Annotated in this window: 15 protein-coding genes; 9 read left to right on the top strand and 6 right to left on the bottom strand. The window is 65.9% G+C overall.

Annotated features, from left to right (window positions below):
• Window positions 1-24 precede the first annotated feature (24 nt).
• The 3 genes from V3C40_RS07825 to V3C40_RS07815 are packed head-to-tail and all read left to right on the top strand — an operon-like array spanning window position 25 to window position 8,206.
• Window positions 25-642 (top strand): chemotaxis protein CheW, encoded by a 618-nt coding sequence (locus V3C40_RS07825; protein WP_331777087.1) that lies wholly within the window; start codon window positions 25-27, stop codon window positions 640-642.
• Complete coding sequence (locus V3C40_RS07820; RefSeq protein ID WP_331777086.1) at window positions 642-2,879, top strand: methyl-accepting chemotaxis protein; 2,238 nt, start codon at window positions 642-644, stop codon at window positions 2,877-2,879. The genes V3C40_RS07825 and V3C40_RS07820 overlap by 1 nt, the downstream gene beginning before the upstream one ends.
• Window positions 2,880-2,920: 41 nt before the next feature.
• Window positions 2,921-8,206: a hybrid sensor histidine kinase/response regulator gene (locus V3C40_RS07815; RefSeq protein ID WP_331777085.1), complete on the top strand. Its 5,286-nt coding sequence runs from the start codon at window positions 2,921-2,923 to the stop codon at window positions 8,204-8,206.
• A 65-nt stretch (window positions 8,207-8,271) separates the two neighbouring features.
• On the opposite strand, the gene V3C40_RS07810 is transcribed toward V3C40_RS07815, so the two are convergent.
• Window positions 8,272-9,735, bottom strand: coding sequence for a cryptochrome/photolyase family protein (locus V3C40_RS07810; protein WP_331777084.1), 1,464 nt, complete (start codon window positions 9,733-9,735; stop codon window positions 8,272-8,274).
• Between the two features lie 386 nt (window positions 9,736-10,121).
• On the opposite strand from V3C40_RS07810, the gene V3C40_RS07805 reads away from it, so the two are divergent.
• From V3C40_RS07805 to V3C40_RS07780, 6 genes are all read left to right on the top strand, one after another.
• The gene (locus V3C40_RS07805; protein WP_034746689.1) at window positions 10,122-10,724 is read left to right on the top strand and encodes a YqgE/AlgH family protein; all 603 of its coding nucleotides are present in this window, start codon (window positions 10,122-10,124) and stop codon (window positions 10,722-10,724) included.
• The gene (gene ruvX / locus V3C40_RS07800; protein ID WP_257620213.1) at window positions 10,721-11,119 is read left to right on the top strand and encodes a Holliday junction resolvase RuvX; all 399 of its coding nucleotides are present in this window, start codon (window positions 10,721-10,723) and stop codon (window positions 11,117-11,119) included. The genes V3C40_RS07805 and ruvX overlap by 4 nt, the downstream gene beginning before the upstream one ends.
• A 39-nt stretch (window positions 11,120-11,158) precedes the next feature.
• Window positions 11,159-11,683, top strand: a complete 525-nt coding sequence (gene pyrR, locus V3C40_RS07795) for a bifunctional pyr operon transcriptional regulator/uracil phosphoribosyltransferase PyrR (RefSeq protein ID WP_034746692.1) — start codon at window positions 11,159-11,161, stop codon at window positions 11,681-11,683.
• Complete coding sequence (locus V3C40_RS07790; protein ID WP_034746695.1) at window positions 11,676-12,641, top strand: aspartate carbamoyltransferase catalytic subunit; 966 nt, start codon at window positions 11,676-11,678, stop codon at window positions 12,639-12,641. Before pyrR ends, V3C40_RS07790 begins: the two co-directional genes overlap by 8 nt.
• Window positions 12,642-12,665: 24 nt before the next feature.
• Window positions 12,666-13,967, top strand: a complete 1,302-nt coding sequence (locus V3C40_RS07785) for a dihydroorotase (protein ID WP_128141937.1) — start codon at window positions 12,666-12,668, stop codon at window positions 13,965-13,967.
• 146 nt (window positions 13,968-14,113) lie between these two features.
• Entirely contained in the window at window positions 14,114-14,860 is a 747-nt protein-coding gene (locus V3C40_RS07780) for a lysophospholipid acyltransferase family protein (RefSeq protein WP_331777083.1), read from the top strand.
• Here the strand turns inward: V3C40_RS07780 and V3C40_RS07775 are convergent.
• Genes V3C40_RS07775 through V3C40_RS07755 form a run of 5 tightly spaced genes read right to left on the bottom strand, consistent with a single transcriptional unit; the run spans window position 14,857 to window position 19,318 of the window.
• A complete protein-coding gene (locus tag V3C40_RS07775; protein WP_070301214.1) occupies window positions 14,857-15,621 on the bottom strand; it encodes an ABC transporter permease in 765 nt (254 codons plus the stop codon). The genes V3C40_RS07780 and V3C40_RS07775 overlap by 4 nt on opposite strands.
• Before the next feature lie 2 nt (window positions 15,622-15,623).
• Complete coding sequence (locus tag V3C40_RS07770; protein WP_034746706.1) at window positions 15,624-16,868, bottom strand: ABC transporter substrate-binding protein; 1,245 nt, start codon at window positions 16,866-16,868, stop codon at window positions 15,624-15,626.
• A 17-nt stretch (window positions 16,869-16,885) separates the two neighbouring features.
• Entirely contained in the window at window positions 16,886-17,680 is a 795-nt protein-coding gene (locus V3C40_RS07765) for an ABC transporter ATP-binding protein (protein ID WP_331777082.1), read from the bottom strand.
• Window positions 17,677-18,762, bottom strand: a complete 1,086-nt coding sequence (locus V3C40_RS07760; protein ID WP_331777081.1) for an acyl-CoA dehydrogenase family protein — start codon at window positions 18,760-18,762, stop codon at window positions 17,677-17,679. Before V3C40_RS07760 ends, V3C40_RS07765 begins: the two co-directional genes overlap by 4 nt.
• Window position 18,763: 1 nt before the next feature.
• Window positions 18,764-19,318 carry a carboxymuconolactone decarboxylase family protein gene (locus V3C40_RS07755; RefSeq protein WP_331777080.1) on the bottom strand — a complete coding sequence of 185 codons (555 nt, stop codon included), beginning with the start codon at window positions 19,316-19,318 and terminating at the stop codon, window positions 18,764-18,766.
• Between the last annotated feature and the right edge of the window lie 30 nt (window positions 19,319-19,348).

The following is a 19,348-nucleotide window of genomic DNA, read 5'->3' as shown; positions in this document are numbered from 1 at the left end:
ATGCACACGATGCCAGGTCACGGCGTGCCTACAGCGGCCTTTCCGCCCGCCGCTGCCGCCATGCCATCTTTCGAGACGGGCGCGCGACAGGGGCGCTTGCGCCAGTATCAGCTGCAATTGATCGAGCGGATACAGGCCGCGCGCAGCGGCGCGCTGGCGGCGCGCAAGGAACTGGGCGTGATGCTCGCTGGCCGCCCGTGCCTGCTCGACCTGACGCAGCTCGGTGAAATCGTCATTGCCGCCGGTGTGCAGATCCAGGGCGTGCCGCTGGCGCAGGACTGGTACCTGGGCCTGGCGGCCATGCGCGGGCGCCTGACGGGGGTCGTCGACCTGGCCCGCTACATGGGCGAACCGGCTTGCACGCCCGGCAATCACTGCCGCATCATCACGTTTTCTCCGCGTCTGGGCCTCAATTGCGCACTGCTGGTCGAGCGCGTACTGGGCTTGCGCCAGCTGCGCGCGATGCAATCGGTGCCCGTTCAGGATGCGGCGCACGGTGTGCTCCCATCGTGGGCGGCGCAGGCGCTGCGCGACAGCGAAGGGCAGCAGTGGCTGCGCCTGGACCTGGCGCAGCTGGCGCAATCGGAACGCTTCCTCGATGCCGGCTTTGGCGGCCTTGCCGTCCACAAGGATATTGGCTGATGGGCGCCAATTCTCCCATCCTGGCCGCTGGCATGCCCGAAGCGGAGCACGCGCCCGGCGAGCCGGCGTCGGCGGCCGACCTGCCGCTGCGCCTGCGCGATGCGCTGGGACGGCGCAAGTCGCTGGCCAGCGCGCCGGTCAGCGACTTGCGGCTGCCGCTGATCGGCCATTTCCCGCTGCAAAAACAATTGAGCATCCTGTCGACGGTGATGGCCCTGAGCCTGGCCGCCAGCCTGCTGTTCGTCGGTCTCAATACACGCAGCGGCAATATCGCCTCAGCGCAGACGCAGCTGGCCAGCGATGCGCTGATGCATTCGCAGCGCATCGGCAAGGCCGCGCCGAACGCCGTGCAGGGCAATCCGGAAGCGTTCCGCCAGCTTGAGGAAAGCCGCAATGAACTGAACCAGGATTTCCGCCTGATGCTGCGCGGCGGAACGTATCACGGCCGCGATATCGGCGAGTCGCGTGCCGCCCTGCTGGCGGCGGTGGCCGACGCGCGTAAAAAATGGGCCAGCAGCGACCGCGCGGCCAGCACCATCTTGCGCCTGAAGCCGGAGCTGGGCGAATTCGACAAGACCTTGCAGCAATTGAACGCGCTGTCGCCGGCGCTGCTGGCGCAGACCGAGGAAATCGCGGCCCTGAAGGTGCAGCGCGGCGGCAATGCGCGCGACCTGGCCGTCATCGGCCGCCTGATGATGCTGAGCCAGCGCATGAGCCGCAGCGCCAGCGAGTTCCTCTCGTCGGGCAGCATCAGCTCGGAAACGGCGTTTTCGCTGGGGCGCGACACGACGTATTTCCGCACCGCCGTCGAAGGCTTGCTCAACGGTAGCGTGTCGCTGCAGCTGGCGCCCACGCGCGACGCCGAACTGCGCGACCGGATGGTGGCGTTGAAAGCCAGTTTCGACACGTACCAGAAGCTGGTCTCCTCGATACTCGACCGCCTGGATAAATTCAGTTCGGCGAAAAGCGCCGAACAGCTGATCTTCAACGAGAACGAAGACCTGCGCCAGCGCTTGACCCTGCTGCAGCAGATGTACCACGCGAACCAGGAAACCCTGGGCATCGCCTTCTGGATGATGGTCGGCGGCGTGTTGCTGACCCTGATCGCGGCGGCCGGCATCGGCAGGGTGCTGCTGCAGGACTCCGTCAACCGCACGCGCGACGCCGAGCGGCGGCGCCAGGAAGCGGAAATCCGGCGCCTGCAGTCGCAGGAGAAAGAGGAAGTGGCGAAGGCCAGGAATGAGCAGAACCAGGCGGCCATCCTGCGCCTGATGAACGAATTGCAGAAGGTCGCCGACGGCGACCTGACGGTGCAGGCCACCGTGTCGGAAGACATCACGGGCGCCATCGCCGATTCCGTCAACTACACGGTCGAGGAATTGCGCGGCCTGGTGGGGCGGGTGACGGCGACGGCCGAACAGGTCAACCGCGCCTCGACGCAGGCGCAAAGCATCTCGAGCAAGCTGCTGATCGCGTCGCAGCAGCAGTCGCGCGAAATCCAGGGCGTCAGCGCCACCGTCGTCAAGATGGCCAATGCGATTACCGACGTGTCGAAGTCGGCCAGCGTCTCGGCCGACGTGGCGCGCCAGTCGGTGGCGGCGGCGCAGCAGGGTTCGACGGCCGTGGAAAACGCCATCAAGGGCATGCATGAAATCCGCGAGCAGATCCAGGATACGTCCAAGCGCATCAAGCGCCTGGGCGAATCGTCGCAGGAGATCGGCGAAATCACCGAGCTCATTTCCGACATCACCGAGCAGACCAACGTGCTGGCGCTGAACGCCGCCATCCAGGCCGCATCGGCCGGCGAGGCGGGACGGGGCTTTTCCGTCGTCGCCGAGGAAGTGCAGCGCCTGGCCGAACGCTCGGCCGCCGCCGCCAAGCAGATCGGCGCGCTGGTGCGCACCATCCAGGCCGATACCCAGGATGCGACGCGGGCGATGGAAACGTCCACGCAGGGCGTGGTCGAGGGCGCTCGCCTGTCCGACGCGGCCGGCGCGGCCTTGAACGACATCAGCCAGGTATCGAAACATCTGGCGGAACTGATCCAGGGCATCTCGTTCGCCACCGGCACGCAGGCCGGTTCGGCCAGCGGCGTGGCCTTGAATATCCAGCATATCCTGAGCGTGACGGAGCAGACCCAGGACGGCACGCAGCAAACGGCGCAGTCGATCCATAAACTGTCGATGCTGGCGCAGGAACTGAAAAACTCGGTGTCGCGCTTCCGCGTCGCCCCCTGAACGCCGCGCCAGTCCAGGGCGAATTCTTTACCGAGGCATGCATGAGCACACCAGATAGTCCACAGCAGTCCAAGCCGTTCGACAGCGAGCCTTTGTCGTGGGTGATGGTGGAAATCCGCGAAGCGCTGGGCCGCTCGAAAACAGCCCTGTTCGAAGCGGGTGGCCGCGAGCGCGAGGAACGCGCCACGGCGCTGCAGCATGCGCGCTCGCACTTGCACCAGGCGCATGGCGCGCTGGTGATGGTGGACGTGGCCGGCGCCAGCCTGCTGACGGACGCTGCGGAACAGGCACTGGCGCGCTTTCGCGACGGCAGCCTCGAATACACGCTGGACCATGCGCAAGTCGTCGCCGAACTGTATCAAGCTTTGAGCGAATACCTGGAAGACCTGGTGGCCGGCACGCCGCCGCAGCCGGCGCGCTTGTTCCCCTATTACCGCGACCTGCAAACCATGCTGGGCGCCGAGCGCATCCACCCGGCCGACCTGTTTTTACCTCCGGCGTCGACGCTGGAAGGGCACGCCATCGCGCTGGCGGAAGCACCCCCGGTGCCCGATTACCCGGCCTGGCGCGGGCGCTTTGAAAAATCTTTGCTGCCCTTCCTGAAGGCGCAGGATGACGCGGCGCGGCGCCAGCATGCGGGCGACTTGCACGCCACCTTGACCCTGGTGGCCGACGCGCAGCAGGACGCTCCCGCGCGCACCTTCTGGTTCGCCATGCAGGCGTTTGCGGGACTGGCGGCCAGCGGCGAAGGCATGGGCACGCTCAACGTCAAGCAGCTGTTCGGCCTGATTAACCTGCAATTGCGCCGCCTGGCACAGGGGACGGCCAGCCTGCCCGAAGCGATGCTGCGCGACGCCCTGTTCTTCATCGCCGCCGCACGCGAGCCGACGCCGGAGGCACGCCAGTTGCGCGCCGCTTTCGCCCTGGAAGGCATGCTGCCCGTCGACGTGGAAACGCGGCGCTACGGCCAGGTCGACCAGGACACCTTGCAAGGCGCCCGCGCGGCCCTGGCGCAGGCGCGCGCCAGCTGGAGCCGGCTGGCGCAAGCCGACCTCGATCCAGCCCTGGCCACGGATTTCGACGCGTCGCTGCAACAGGTGGCCGTATATGTGGATACGCTGAAGCAGCCGGCCCTGGCCAGCCTGCTGCGCGAATGCGCGGCCGTGGCGCGGCAAGCCGTGGCCAGCGGGCGCAGCGCGGCCCTGGAAAATGAAATCGGCATGGCGCTGCTGTTTGCCGACACGGGCCTGGAGCAGCTGCGCCGCCTGCCCGACGATTTCGCGGGCAACGCGGAAACCATCGCCGCGCGCCTGCAGGCGCTGCTGGCTGGCGAAGCGCCGCCGCCTGTCACGGCGGGCGAGCTGTCGCGTCAGATCGAACAGGGCCAGACGGTGGCCGCGCTGGCCGAGGAAATGAAGACGGGCTTGCGCCAGGTGGAAAAGGTGCTCAACGCATATTACGCGGATGCGGCGGGTACGGGGACGGGAGCCCTCAATGGCGTCGCGCCCGTGCTGGAGCAGTTGCAGCAGCAGCTGGCCGGGCTGGAACAGGAAGATGCGCGCGCCGCCGTGCTGCAGGTCGATGCGGCCGTGCGGCAGCTGGCCGGTGCCGACGCCAAGGCGGATGCCAATGCGGAGGCGCGCGCCGAGGCGCTCGACGAGATCGCGCAAAATGTCAGCGCGCTGGGCTTTTTTGCCGATATGCTGGGCCGCAACGCGCAGGCGGCCAGCGGGCGTTTCCATTTCGATGCGGCCGCCGGCACCTTCCGCGCGCTGCCATTTGAAAAAGTCGCCGCCGCCGGCCCCGTGCCCTTGCTCGACCAGGCCCTGGCGCCCGCCGCGCCCGCCGGCATGGATGCCGCGCCGGCGGTGACCGATGTCGACGCGGAGATGCTCGACATCTTCATCGCTGAAGCGCGCGAAGTGCTGGCCTTCATCGACACCACCCTGGCCTTGCCGCGCGAGCAGGCCGCCAGCGGCGACCACCTGGCCATGCTGCGCCGCTCGTTCCACACCCTGAAAGGCAGCAGCCGCATGATCGGCCTGGCGCAGTTTGCCGAAGCGGCTGGCGCCATCGAACGCGTCATGAATACCTGGCTGGCCGAATCGCGCCCCGTCAGCGACGACTTGTTTACCTTGCTCAATTACGGCTGGTACCAGCTCAGCGAATGGGTGGCCGAACTGGAAGCCGGCGCGGGGCGCGAGCGCGAGGCCGGCATGCTGCTGCTGGCGGCCGAGCGCGTGCGCGAAGGCGGCCCGTTCGAACTGCGCAAGCCTCGCCCGGCATCGGCCGCGCCCGTGGCCAGCAATGGCAATGTGATCGGACTTCCCTTGGCCACGGCACCGACGCTCCACGAAGCGCCGGACGATCACCTCAAGCACGTGGGCGAACTGCGCATCAGCCTTCCCTTGTACAACATCTACCTGGCCGAGACGGATGAACTGCTGCGCGTGCTCACGCGCGACTTTGGCGAATGGCGCCATGAACAGCGTGCCGTCAGCGCTGAGGCGCTGCAAGCCGTGCATACCCTGGCGGGGACGTCGGGCACGGTCGGCTTCCAGTCCTTGCGCGACTTGGCGCATGCGCTGGAAACGGTCATCGAAACGGTAGTGCCGCCGCTGGCCGGCTTGCGCGCCGAACAGCACGACGTGCTGGAACAGGCCACGCAGCGCATCGGGCAAATGCTGCAGGCATTCGCGCTGGGCGACCTGGCGCCAACGCAGCCGGACATGATCGAAGCGCTCAACACCTTGTGGCGCGCCTTGACGGCGCCGCCCGGCGAGAGCAAGGAAGAGCGCCTCGACGCCCTGTTCGCGGAAGCTTACGCCAGCATCGTCGGCGCGCTGGCGCGGCCTGCCGAACCGATCGCTAAAGTCCCGCTGCCCCAGCTCGAGACCCTGTTCGAAGCGACGTATGCAAGCATCGTCGCCGACGCGCTGCAGCCGGAGGCCGCCGACGTGCCGGCACCGTCGCCAGCGCAGGACACTGGCGCCAGCGACGACCTGTTCGACGCTGGTTTCGAACACGCGCCGCCATTGGAGCATGCGGCGCCGGAAGCGCCGGCGCCCGCCATCATGCCGGCCGATGCGGCCGCGCTGCTGGCGGCCAGCGCCGGCATCAGCGATGAACTTGACCTCGATCTCTTGTCCGTCTTCCTAGAGGAGGGGGCCGACTTGCTGCCGCAGATCGGCGAGGCGTTGCGCAGCTGGCAGCAGCAGCCGCACGACAGCGGCCAGGCGCAGATGCTGCTGCGTACCCTGCATACGGTCAAGGGTAGCGCGCGCATGGCCGGCGCCATGCGCCTGGGCCAGCATGCGCATGAAATCGAGACGCACATCGAAAACATGTTGCACGCGGGCACCGCCACGCCGCAGGCCTTCGAGGAATTGCTGGCCCATTACGACCATGCGCTGCACTTGTTCGAGCAGCTGCAGCAACCGTTGCTGCCCTTGCCGGGCATGGAAGACACGCCGCCCGCCGAACCGAAGGCGGCGCTGGTGCGCGTGCGCGCCGATATCCTCGACCGCCTGGTCAACCAGGCTGGCGAAGTGTCGATCACGCGTTCCAAAATGGAAAATGAAGTGGGCGTGCTCGGCGCTTCGCTGTCCGAGTTTTCCGACAACCTGACGCGCTTGCGGCGCCAGCTGCGCGAAGTGGAAATGCAGGCCGAATCGCAGATCGCCTCGCGCATGGCCGTCGGCAGCGAGCGCGAATTCGACCCGCTCGAATTCGACCGCTTTACGCGCCTGCAGGAACTTACGCGCATGATGGCCGAAAGCGTCAACGACGTGGCGTCGTTCCATGAAAACCTCAGTCACAGCGTCGATGCGGTGACGGACGACCTGGTGCTGCAGGCACGCCTGACGCGCGAGCTGCAGCGCGACCTGATGCAGATACGAATGGTGCCGTTTGCCAGCATCGCCGAACGGCTGTTCCGCGTGGCGCGGCAAAGCGCCAAGGAAGTCGACAAGCGCGTCAACCTCGACATCCGCGGCGGTGGCGTGGAAATCGACCGCAGCGTGCTCGAACGCATGGCCGCGCCCTTCGAGCATTTGCTGCGCAACGCCATCGTGCATGGCGTCGAGCCGCGCGACGCGCGCCTGGCCGCAGGCAAGAGCGAGACGGGCGAGCTGCTGGTGCAGGTCAACCAGCAGGGCAATGAAGTGGCGATCGCCTTTTCCGACGATGGCGCGGGCCTGGACCTGGAACGCATCCGCGCCAAGGCGCACGGCGCCGGCCTGGTGGCGACGGATGCGCCATTGACCGACGCGCAGGCGGCCGAACTGATTTTCACGCCCGGTTTTTCCACCGCCGACAGCCTGACGGAACTGGCCGGTCGCGGTTTTGGCATGGACATCGTGCGCTCCGAAGCGCTGGCCCTGGGCGGGCGCGTGGAAACGCTGACGCAGGCTGGCCTGGGCATGCGCTTCACCATTCACCTGCCGCTGACCCTGGCCGTCACGCAAGTGGTGCTGCTGGCGGCGAACGGCAGGACGTATGCCTTGCCATCGGTGCTGGTGGAGCAGGTGCTGCACCTGAAAGGCGAACAGCTGGAGCAGGTGCGGGCGGCCGGACGCATCGAGTCGCACGGACAGTCGCTGGCGCTGCACCACCTGTCGGCCATGCTGGGCGAGACGCCGGCGGCGCAGGCCACGCAGCGTTATGCGCCCGTGCTCCTGCTGCGAAATGGCAATGACAGGCTGGCGCTGCAGGTCGATGACGTGGTGGGCAACCGCGAAGTCGTGGTCAAGCACGTGGGCCCGCAACTGGCGCGCATGCCGGGCATCGCCGGCGCCACGGTGCTGGGCACGGGCGATATCGTGCTGATCCTGAACCCGGTGGCGCTGGCGCAGCACTTGGAACACCATCCGGAACTGCTGTCGCAATATGCGCTGGCCAGCAGCGAGCAGCATGCCGCTTCCAGCGCGCTGGCCACGCCGGCCGTGCGCGTGATGGTGGTCGACGATTCGCTGACGGTGCGCCGCGTGATGCAGCGCTTGTTCGAGCGTGAAGGCTACCAGGTGCTGCTGGCCAAGGATGGCCTCGATGCGCTGGAACAGCTGCATGCGCTGGAACCGGCCGCCATGCCGGCCCTGCTGCTGGTCGACGTGGAAATGCCGCGCATGGATGGTTTCGATTTGACGCGCAATGTGCGCAGCGACGACAAGACGCGCGCCATCCCCGTCATCATGATCACCTCGCGCAGCGCCGACAAGCACCGCGCGCACGCGTTCGAGCTAGGCGTGAATGCGTATTTCGGCAAGCCGTTCCAGGAGGAGGAATTGCTGGCGGAGGTGGGGCGGTTGTTGGGCGACGGCGTGGCGTAGGTCGGGATAGATCGGGTAGGTCGGGTTAGCGCAAAGCGCGTAACCCGACGCCACCACGGGCCCGATTACGCCACCACCTTCACCACGGCATAGCGCTCCAGGGTCTCCTTGCGCGCCTCGTCGTGCTGCACCAGCGGTTCCGGATAATCGCGTCCCAGCACGATGTTTTTTTGATCGAGCAGCATGCGCGGCACCAGCCAGGGCGCGTGGATTTCCTTGTCGCCCAGCGCCTTCAACTGCGGCAGGTAGCGGCGGATGAAGCGCCCGCTGGCATCGAATTTTTCCGACTGCGTAATGGGATTGAAGATGCGGAAGTAGGGCTGCGCGTCGCAGCCCGACGACGAAGCCCATTGCCAGCCGCCGTTGTTCGAAGCCAGGTCGAAGTCGTTCAGGTGCAGCGCGAAATACGCTTCGCCGCGGCGCCAGTCAATACCCATGTCCTTGATCAAAAAGCAGGCCGTGACCATGCGCAGGCGGTTGTGCATATAGCCCGTCTGGTTCAGCTGCGCCATGGCCGCGTCCACCAGCGGATAGCCGGTGCGCCCTTCGCACCAGGCGGCAAACGCGGCATCGGCGTCAGGCCCGGTTTCCCAGGCGATGGCATCGTAGGCCGGTTTGAAGGCGCCGCCTTCCACGTGCGGGTTCTGGTACAAAATCATGGCGTAGAAATCGCGCCAGATCAGTTCCGCCAGCCAGACGGGCGCGCCATCGCCGCCACCGCCCCGGTCCATCAGGTCGACGATGGTGCGGACCAGGTAGCGCAACGAGACGGTGCCGAAACGCAGATGCATGGACAAATACGACGGTCCCTTCAGGGCGGGGAAATCGCGCGCCACGTCATAGCGGTCCACGCGCGGCAAAAAATCCTCGAACAGTTGGCTGGCGCCCGACATGCCGGTGGGGATGGCCAGTTCGGCCAGGTTGCTGGCCTCGAAACCTAGTTCGTCCAAGGTGGGCAGGGGCGCGGGCGTGCCGGCGCGCGGCGGCGCCAGGCTGGCCGCATGCGGCTCGATATCGAACGGCGCCAGGCAGGCGGGTTCCGCGCGCATTTTCTTCAGCCAGGCATTCTTGTACGGCGTGTAGACGGTGTACGGCTTGGCCGACAAGGTCAGCACCTCGTCCTTTTCAAAGATCACCTGGTCCTTGAAGCTGAACCACAGGCGTGCGTCATGCGTGAGCGCTGCGGCCACGGTGGCGTCGCGGGCGATCGCTTGCGGCTCGTAGTCGTGGTTGGCAAAGACGGCGTCGGCGTTCAATTCGGCGGCCAGGCGCGGGATGGCTTCGGCCGCGTCCGCATGCAGCACGATCAGGTCGCCGCCGAGCTGGCGCAGCTCGGCGGCCAGCTCGGCCACGCTGGCATGGATGAAATCGACCCGCCGGTCTCGGCGCGGCAGCGCAGCCAGGATGGCGGTGTCGTAGACGAAGACGCAATGCACGGCCTGACTCTGGCGCAGGGCGTGATGCAGTGCAGCATGGTCAAACGCGCGCAGATCGCGCCGGAACCACACCAGGGAAGTCTTGATTGTCATTATTTCGCGTGTTCAGGGTCAAAGATAGGCGATTTTTTGCCGCCAACAGGGCTTTATGGCCGCTCGCGTCGCGCCTTTGGCGTCGCTGCGGCGGCAATTCAGTGTAAACTACCGGGTATGTTCGCGGTACTTTATGTGCGACAGCGATTTTGCAATCAATTTTACAATTGGCATCGAAATGCGCCGGCAGGCATAGCGAATTGATCATTAATTTATAAGATAACAAGAATAACGCCTGGCACCACGGTGCGTGCCGCCCAAGATTCGCGGCAGCTTGCGCCAGGCGTACGATAGCGGGGTAAGCGAGACTTGCCAGCAAGCCCACAGAGAGAGCATCGCGTATGAAAAAGAGTAAAATCGACCAGACTCTACCAGGACATCGTCTGATGCAGGGTGTGGGAGAACCGGCCGCGACCGGTTCCTCCACCCTGAATCTGGCCAACCATTTCCTCATTGCGATGCCGGCCATGCAAGATCCGATCTTCGGCGGCACGGTCGTGTACGTGTGTGAACACAATGAAAACGGCGTGCTCGGCGTCGTCATCAACAAGCCCACCGACATGACCATGGAAGTGCTGTTCGACCGCATCGACCTGAAACTGGCGGCCGGCAGCGACACGCCCATCATCAATGAACCGATCATGTTCGGCGGCCCCGTGCAGGATGACCGCGGCTTCGTGCTGCATACGCCGGGCGCGCGCTATTCCTCGTCGCTGACGGTGACCGATGAAGTGGCGTTTACCACCTCGATCGACGTGCTCGAAGCCGTCGCCAAGGGCGATGGTCCCGAGCGCATGCTCGTCTCGATCGGCTACTCGGGCTGGAGCCCGGGCCAGCTGGAAGACGAGATCGGCCGCAATGGCTGGCTGACGGTCGGCGCCTCGGCCGACATCCTGTTCGATTTCCCCATCGAGCAGCGCTACGTGGCCGCCATCAAATTGCTCGGTATCGATCCCCTCATGCTGGCGAGCGAGGCTGGCCACGCATGAGCGGTGACGCCATCGACACCATCCTCGCCTTCGATTTCGGCTTGAAACGCATCGGCGTTGCCATCGGCAATACCATGATTTGCCAGGCCAAGCCGCTCAGCGTGATCACGGCCACGGCAAACGAGCCGAAGTTTGCCGCCATCGATAGCCTGATCAAGGAGTGGGGCGCCAGCCGCATCGTGGTGGGCTTGCCCAGCCATCCCGATGGCACGGAACACGAGATGAGCGCGCGCTGCCGCCGTTTCGCCAACCAGATGCATGGCCGCTTCAACCTGCCCGTGGAGCTGGTCGACGAGCGCTATTCCTCGGCCGTCATCGCCGCCAAGCGCGGCGAAGTCATCGACGACCGCGCCGCCGCCATCATCCTGCAACAGTATTTCGACGCGAATTATTAATCTGACCCTAGACTCCCTCCCTGAATGATTAAGAACTCTATGCCGCATCCTACGAATCCATCCCAACTCGACGCCGAGGCCCTGTACGGGGTCTTGCTGCAGCAAGTGCAAAGCGGCCTGGCGGGCATCCCCAACGTGGCCATCGTCGGCATCCATTCGGGCGGCGCCTGGCTGGCCGAACGCCTGGCGCGCGACCTGAATCTGCTCGACCGCCTGGGCGTGCTCGACGTCTCGTTCTACCGCGACGACTTCGCCCAGAAGGGCCTGCATGCGGACGTCAAGCCGACGCAGATCAGCTTTGACGTGGCCGGCGCCACCATCCTGCTGGTCGACGACGTGCTGTACACGGGCCGCACGACGCGCGCGGCCATCAATGAATTGTTCGACTATGGCCGCCCGGCCAAGATCATGCTGGCCGCCCTGGTCGACCGCGGCGAACGCCAGTTGCCGGTGGCCGCCGATTTCGTGGCCGCCTTCACTGCCGTGCCGCCGGGCCAGGCCCTGGTCCTGAAGCAAGCCGACGATGGAAAATTCACGCTCACCATAGATACCCACCATGCTTAATCCGCAACTGAATAAACACGGCGAACTGCAACATCTGCTGACGATTGAAGGCTTGCCGAAGTCTATCGTCAACCACATTCTCGACACGGCTTCCTCGTTCGTCGGCATTTCCGACCGCGACGTGAAAAAGGTGCCGCTGATGCGCGGCAAAAGCGTTTTCAACCTGTTCTTTGAAAACTCCACGCGCACCCGCACCACCTTCGAGATCGCCTCGAAGCGCCTGTCGGCCGACGTCATCAACCTGAACATCCAGGCCTCGTCGGCCAGCAAGGGCGAGTCGCTGCTCGACACCATCGACAACCTGTCGGCCATGCATGCCGACATGTTCGTCGTGCGCCACGCGCAGTCGGGCGCGCCCTACCTGATCGCCAAGCACCTGATCGACACCAAGCAGCCGCACGTCCACGTCGTCAACGCGGGCGACGGACGCCATGCGCACCCGACCCAGGGCTTGCTCGACATGTACACGATCCGCCACTACAAGAAGGATTTCACCAACCTGACGGTGGCCATCGTGGGCGACATCCTGCACAGCCGCGTGGCCCGTTCCGACATCCACGCGCTGACCACTCTGGGCGTGCCGGAAGTGCGCGCCATCGGCCCGCACACCTTGCTGCCGGGCGGCCTGGAACAGATGGGCGTACGCACCTTCACCAACATGGATGAAGGCTTGAAAGGCGTCGATGTGATCATCATGCTGCGCCTGCAAAATGAACGCATGAGCGGCGCGCTGCTGCCGTCGGCGCAGGAATATTTCAAGAGCTACGGCTTGACGCCCGAGCGCCTGGCGCTGGCGAAACCGGACGCCATCGTCATGCATCCGGGCCCGATGAACCGCGGCGTGGAAATCGATTCGGCCGTGGCCGACGGTCCGCAGGCGGTGATCTTGCCGCAGGTGACGTTCGGTATCGCCGTGCGCATGGCGGTGATGAGTATTTTGGCTGGTAATCAGGGCTGATAGCCCAAGGACGAGTAAGCGAGCATGACGACACTACATATCAAGAACGGCCACCTGATCGACCCTGCCAACGGCATCGATGGCTTGCAAGACCTGTTTATCGCCGATGGCAAGGTGCTGGCCGTGGGCAGCGCCCCGGCCGGCTTCAAGGCCGACACGACGTTCGACGCGGCCGGCCTGGTGGTTTCCCCCGGCCTGGTCGACCTGTCCGCGCGCCTGCGCGAGCCGGGCTACGAATACAAGGCGACCCTGGAATCGGAACTGCAGGCGGCGCTGCAAGGCGGCGTCACGAGCCTGGTCTGCCCGCCCGACACCGATCCCGTGCTGGACGAGCCGGGCCTGGTGGAGATGCTGAAATACCGCGCCAAGACGCAGAACAAGGCCCACGTGCATCCGCTGGGCGCACTGACCATGGGCTTGAAGGGCAAGTCGCTGACGGAAATGGCGGAACTGACGGAAGCGGGCTGCATCGGCTTCGCGCAGGCGGAGGAGCCGATCGAAGACACGACCGTGCTGCTGCGCGCCATGCAGTACGCGAACACCTTCGGCTACACGGTCTGGCTGCGCCCGCAAGACCCGCACATCGGCCGTGGCGGCATCGCCCACAGCGGCCCGCTGGCGTCGCGCCTGGGCTTGTCCGGCGTGCCCGTGATGTCCGAAACCATCGCCCTGCACACGATTTTCGAACTGATGCGCGCCAGCCGCGCGCGCGTGCACCTGTGCCGCATCTCGTCGGCGGCGGGCCTGGAACTGATCCGCGCGGCCAAAGCCGAAGGTCTTCCCGTCACCTGCGACGTGGGCGTGCACCATGTGCACCTGACGGACGCCGACATCGGCTTTTTCGATCCGAACGCCAGGGTTACGCCGCCATTCCGCAGCCAGCGCGACCGCGATGCGATCCGTGCCGGCCTGTTTGATGGCACGGTTGACGCCATGTGCTCGGACCATACGCCCGTCGACGACGATGAAAAACTGCTGCCGTTCGGCGAAGCGTCGCCCGGCGCCACGGGCCTGGAACTGCTGCTGTCGCTGGCCCTGAAATGGGCCGACGACTACGCACTGGAGCAGCCGCAAGCGGGCGCACGTCCGCTGGCGCGCGCCGTGGCCAAGGTCACGGCCGACGCGGCCCGTGTCGCCGGCATCCCGGCCGGCAGCCTGGCCGTGGGCGAAGCGGCCGACATCTGCGTCTTCGATCCCGCCGCGCGCTGGACCGTGTCGTCGGCGTCGCTGGCCAGCCAGGGCAAGCACACGCCTTTCCTCGGCTATGAGCTGAGCGGCATCGTCAAGGCGACCATCGTTGCCGGACAGGTGGCGTTTCAGCGTTAATTGTTGTATCGGAGCCGTAGGTCGGATTAGCGCTACGCGTAATCCGACAAGTCCATGGCGGCTCCTGTCGGCTTACGCAGCGCCTCGCCGGCGCAGCTAAGCCGACCTACGCGGCTGTATGGATCTGCTTCCAACCTTGGTGTCATTTGAAACTTCTGCTTACCTACCGCCTCGCGCGCATCGCCATTCACCTGAGCTGCGGCATGGCCAAGAGCGCCGTGCTCTTTCCCTGGCTGGACCTGGAGGGACGCAACCGGCGCATCCGCCGCTGGTCGACGCAGCTGCTCGACATTTGCGGCGTGCACGTGGCGCAGCCGGCCGACAGCGTGCCGGCCCTCGACCATGCGATGGTGGTGGCGAACCACGTTTCGTGGCTCGACATCTTCGTCATCAATGCCGTCCACCCGTGCCGTTTCGTCGCCAAGGCGGAAATCCGCGCCTGGCCGATCCTGGGCTGGCTGGCGGGACGTGCGGGCACCATCTTCATTTCGCGCGGCAGCAAGCGCGATCTGCGCTTGATCTTCCAGGGTCTGGTGGATAAATTGACGGCGGGCGAGCGCATTGCGTTCTTCCCCGAAGGGACGACCGCCGCGCAAGGTCAGATCCTGCCGTTCCACGCCAACCTGTTCGAGGCGGCCATCGACGCGCAAGTGCCGGTGCAGCCGTTTGCGCTCGTGTATGTGGATGGCAAGGGGGCCTTGCATCACGCCGTCGATTTCATCGGCGACATGAGCTTTGCGCAAAGCATGGTGGCGATCTTGAGCGGCCCGCCCATCACGGCGCGCCTGACCTGCCTGGCGCCAGTGGCGACGCTGGACGCGCACCGCCGCGAACTGGCGGCGGCAACGCAGGCGGCCGTGGCCGCTACGCTGCCGCTGGAGAAGGCCGCTTAATTCTTCACATGCAGCCAGCGCGCATGCGCGGCGCGGGCCAGGTAGTCGAGGATAAAGCCTAAAATCCCGATCAGCACGATGGCGGCCATCAGCTCCGAATACGCGAGGCGGTCGCGCGTATCGAGGATGAAGTAGCCGAGGCCCGCCGATACGCCCAGCATTTCCGCCGGCACCAGCACGATCCAGATGATGCCGATGGCCAGGCGCACGCCCGTCAAAATGTCGGCCGTGATGCCCGGCAAAATCACCTTGAAGACGATTTCGCTGCGCGTGGCCGACAGGCTGCGCGCCAGCAGCAGCCAGTTCGGATCGAGCCGCGCCACGCCGGCCGCCGTATTGAGCAAAATCGGCCAGACGGCCGCAAACGCCAGCAGGAAGTATACGGGCGCGTCACCGACGCCGAGCACCATCACGGCAATCGGCATCCACGACAGCGGCGAAATCATGCGCAGCAGCTGGAACAGCGGCATGGCCGCGCCGGAAAAGCTCTTCGACATGGCCACCAGCACACCGAGCGGCACGCCGATGACGATGGCCAGTCCCAGGCCCACGGCCACCCGTTGCAGGCTCAATACCACGTGCAGCCAGATATCCGTACCGCCCACCATCTCCTGGAACGCCAACGCCGTGGGCAAGGGCGCAAAAGCGGTGGCGATGGGCGTGGATTTCTCCAGCGCCGTCACGCCCATCGACCACAGCAGCAAGGCACAGGCCAGCCCCACGAGGGGCAGGCCGAACTTCGTGAACAACTTGCTCGCCATTGTCAGACCGCCACGGTTTCGCTGCGCAGCAGGTTGGCCGGCAAGCCGAAGGCGGCAGGGCCGCCGACCGCCGTGATGGCCTTGCGCACGAAGCGGTCATCGACCAGGTCGCGCGCGGCGAACTTCGGATCGAGGTTGGCCAGGAAGCGCGTATCGCCTTCGACCTTGGTACGGCCGATGGCGCGCACCAGTTCTTCCGTGTACGAGGCAAACGGATACGGCTGGAAGTCGATGCGGCGCTGCTGCCAGTTCTTGTGCACGATCAGGCCCTGCTTTTCGTAGCCGGCGTAATCGGTGGTGGCCAGCACCTTGGTCAGCACCTGCAGCGGATGCGGCGTGTAGCGGTGCTCGCCCACGTTCGACAGCAGCTTGGCCGTGTCGACCTGGTTCGTGCGCGTCCACAGCTGCGCCTTGACGATGGCATTGGTGACCTTTTGCGCCCATTCCGGACGCGTGTTGATGTCGCGCTCGGACAGGAAGGTGACGCAGCACGCGTGGTTCTTCCACACGTCGCCAGAGAAGCGCAGGATCTTGCCGATGCCGGCGTTTTCCGCCGCCGCATTGAACGGCTCTGCCACGATGTAGCCGGCGATCGACTTGCTGGCCAGGGCCGAGACCATTTCGGCCGGCGCCAGCACGATCAGGTTGACTTCATTCGGCTTGATGGCGGCGTTGCGCGCGCGCGTGACCGGCGTCAAGCCATTCGAGGACAGAATCTGCTGCAGCAGGATGTTGTGGATCGAGTACCAGAACGGGATCGCGACCGTGCGTCCGCCCAGGTCGGAGACCTTGTTGATCTCGTTGGCCACCGTCAGCGCGGACCCGTTGACGTGGTTCCAGGCGACGACTTTCGCGGGGAACTTGGCACCGTAGCGCACCCACAGGGTGGCCGGCGACAGCAGGTGGATCACGTTGACCTGGCCGGCGACGAACGCTTCGATGATCTGCGCCCAGCTGCGGAACAGCCGCGGCGTTTCCGCCTGCAAGCCTTCCGCTTCGAACAGCTTGCGGGCGTGGGCGACGAGCAGCGGGGTGGCGTCGGTGATCGGCAGGTAGCCGATCTTTACGGGCTGGTCGTCGCCTTTCGGGCCTTGCTGGGCCATGGCGTCGCCGGCGAACAGCAGCGGCGAGGCGACGCTGGCCGTGGCCAGGGCCGACATGCGCAGGAAGTCGCGCCGCGTCAGGCCGCAGTCGCAATCGGACGAGGCGCAGATGTGCAGGGGTTTGTTGTGGTCTTCGAATGTCATGGGAATGTTCCGGTCAATTAATGGGGAGCAAAGGCGGGCGCTTGATCCTGCTTTTGCAGCGCCTGCAGGGCGTCGAGAATGTCTATCTTCAGGGCGATCACCTCGGCGCTGTGGCCGATGCGTGGCTGGTCGATGGCGACGGGCCATTCGCGCACGATGTTGCCCGGCTTGCCGCCCATGAGCAAGATGCGGTCGGCCACGAGGATCGCTTCGTCGATATCGTGCGTGACGAGCAGCACGGCCGTGTGCCAGCGGTGCACCACGTCGACCAGCAATGATTGCATCTCGGCGCGCGTGATGGCATCAAGGGCGGAAAACGGTTCGTCGGCGAACAGCAGTTCCGGTTCGCGCGCCAGCGCACGGGCCAGGGCCACGCGCTGCGCCATGCCGCCCGACAGCGCGGATGGATACAGCTTTTCACGGCCCTTCAAGCCCACCGCTTCGATGGCTTGCGCCACGCGCGCCTGATGCGCCTCGCGCGTCAGCTGCGGCTGGTGCTTGAAGTCCAGGCCGAAGCCGGCGTTGCCCGTGACGTTCAGCCAGGGCAAGAGGCTGGCCTGCTGGAAGACGAGGGCGCTGCGCGGGTCCGGTTCGCGCATGGGAGCGTCGAGGAACTGAATCTCGCCCGTGGACGGCGGCTGCAAGCCGGCCAGCACGCGCAGCAGGCTCGATTTGCCGCAGCCGCTGCCTCCCAGCAGGCAGACGATTTCACGCTTGCGCACGCCCAGCGAGACGTGCTGGAAAACGGGTGCGGCGCCAGCATACGAGAAGCTCAGATCCTGCGCCTGCAGGGCCCAATCGGCAACGCTCATGCTTGCGCTCCCGCCGCCTTGGCCGCCTGCTGGCTGTCGAACAGCTGCAAGGCCGCCTGCAATTGCGTCAGGCTGGGCGTGACGATGGGGATGAACGACGATTCGCGCCAGCGGCGGGCAAAGCCCTGCTGCTCGGCGTTCAGGTAGGCGCGTCCGCCCATCGCCTGCAGTTCCAGCATCAGGGCCTGCTGCAGCACATCGGCCAGCTGTATGCGCAGGCGGAACATGGCTGGCGCCTGCGTCTTGAAGCGGCCATCGTGCACGCCGGCCAGCAGGGTGGCGACGGCGTTTTCCAGTGTCGCTTGCAGCGCTTCGATGCGTGGCGTGAGCTGGTTGCGCGAGCCGGCGGAAATTTGCGCCGCCTTTGCCAGGCTGGCGCGCGCCAGGCCGATCGACAGGCCGCACTGCATGCCGAGGAACGATGGGCGTACCTGCGGCAGCCAGGCGGGCGCATTGTCGCTGATGATGTCCGCGGCGGGGATGTGCACCTGCGCCAGCTTGACGGAGGCCGTATTGCTGCCGCGCAGGGCGATCAGGTCCAGGTCGTCGCTGCGCGTGACGCCCGCCGTGCCGCTGTCGAAGGCGATGATGACGGGGGGCGCGCCGTCGTCCGGCGCCACGGCCGCTGCCGCGACAAAGCCCGCCTTGCGCAAGTTCGTCACCCACGCCAGGCCGCCGTCGACGAGCAAGCCGTCGCCGTGACGCGCGCCCGTGATTTGCAGCTGCTCGATGCCGGACAAGAATTTCATGGCGTTCGACAAACCGCTGGCGCCTGCCTGCGTGCCGGCCAGCAGACCGGGCAAGCGGCGCTCGGCCAGCGCGCGGTTTTCGCTTTGCAGCAGGAATTCGATGAAGCAGCGCTGGCCCCAGAAGACAAAGGCCGCCGTCACCGATTGCTCGGCCACTTTGGCGATGGCGTCGATGGCGTCGCGCACGTCGCCGCCCGCGCCGCCGTGTTCCTGCTGCACGCCGATAGCCAGCAGCTTGTCGCCAGCGAGGGCCGGTAATACGGTTTCAGCCAGCTCCGGCGATTGGTCGAGCTGGTCGGCATGCATGTGCAGCCAGTGAGTGAGGTTCGCCATGTCAGACGGCGCCAGGCAGGTAGGGCGTCAATTGCGGATTGACGGGCGTGCCGGCCAGGCTGTTGGAGAAATTGCACAGGGTGGCCAGGCTGATGCCCAGCACGACTTCCAGCGCCTGCTGCTCGTTGTAGCCGGCGGCCAGGAAGGCTTGATATTCCACGTCGCTGAGGGCGCCGCGCGTGGCGATGACTGCCGTGGCGAAGGCGGCGACGGCGTCCAGCTTGGCGTCGTTCGTCGGCTGGCCGTGCTGCAGGGCGCGTACCGTGTCGGGTGTCTGGCCCGCTTTTTTCAGCGAGATGGCGCTATGGCCTGCGATGCAGAAATCGCAGCCGTGGATGCGCGCGGCCGTGATCTGCACCACTTCGCGTTCCATTAACGTCAGGCTGGCGCGCGCATTGATGCCGGAGACGGTCAGATAGGTTTCCAGTGCCAGCGGGGCATTGGCCAGAACGCCGATCAGGTTGGGCAGGAAGCCATTGTTGGCGATGGCCTTTTCCACGAAGGGGCGGCTATCGGCCGGGGCGGTATCGAGAGTGTGCAGCGTCAGACGGGACATGGGGTACCTTGCTAAGTTAGTAAGTCACCC

The organism is Janthinobacterium sp. LS2A (assembly GCF_036543145.1).
Classification (GTDB): Bacteria; Pseudomonadota; Gammaproteobacteria; order Burkholderiales; family Burkholderiaceae_D; genus Janthinobacterium; species Janthinobacterium aestuarii.
The sequence above is the reverse complement of the archived record's forward strand: the minus strand, read 5'-3'. Positions and strand labels throughout refer to the sequence as shown.

Bases quoted from the DNA above. Each gene is read 5' to 3' on its own strand.
- V3C40_RS07820 (WP_331777086.1), top strand. From the start codon at position 642: ATGGGCGCCAATTCTCCCATCCTGGCCGCTGGCATGCCCGAAGCGGAG.
- V3C40_RS07815 (WP_331777085.1), top strand. From the start codon at position 2,921: ATGAGCACACCAGATAGTCCACAGCAGTCCAAGCCGTTCGACAGCGAG.
- V3C40_RS07810 (WP_331777084.1), bottom strand. From the start codon at position 9,735: ATGACAATCAAGACTTCCCTGGTGTGGTTCCGGCGCGATCTGCGCGCG.
- V3C40_RS07805 (WP_034746689.1), top strand. From the start codon at position 10,122: ATGCAGGGTGTGGGAGAACCGGCCGCGACCGGTTCCTCCACCCTGAAT.
- ruvX (WP_257620213.1), top strand. From the start codon at position 10,721: ATGAGCGGTGACGCCATCGACACCATCCTCGCCTTCGATTTCGGCTTG.
- pyrR (WP_034746692.1), top strand. From the start codon at position 11,159: ATGCCGCATCCTACGAATCCATCCCAACTCGACGCCGAGGCCCTGTAC.
- V3C40_RS07790 (WP_034746695.1), top strand. From the start codon at position 11,676: ATGCTTAATCCGCAACTGAATAAACACGGCGAACTGCAACATCTGCTG.
- V3C40_RS07785 (WP_128141937.1), top strand. From the start codon at position 12,666: ATGACGACACTACATATCAAGAACGGCCACCTGATCGACCCTGCCAAC.
- V3C40_RS07775 (WP_070301214.1), bottom strand. From the start codon at position 15,621: ATGGCGAGCAAGTTGTTCACGAAGTTCGGCCTGCCCCTCGTGGGGCTG.
- V3C40_RS07770 (WP_034746706.1), bottom strand. From the start codon at position 16,868: ATGACATTCGAAGACCACAACAAACCCCTGCACATCTGCGCCTCGTCC.
- V3C40_RS07765 (WP_331777082.1), bottom strand. From the start codon at position 17,680: ATGAGCGTTGCCGATTGGGCCCTGCAGGCGCAGGATCTGAGCTTCTCG.
- V3C40_RS07760 (WP_331777081.1), bottom strand. From the start codon at position 18,762: ATGGCGAACCTCACTCACTGGCTGCACATGCATGCCGACCAGCTCGAC.
- V3C40_RS07755 (WP_331777080.1), bottom strand. From the start codon at position 19,318: ATGTCCCGTCTGACGCTGCACACTCTCGATACCGCCCCGGCCGATAGC.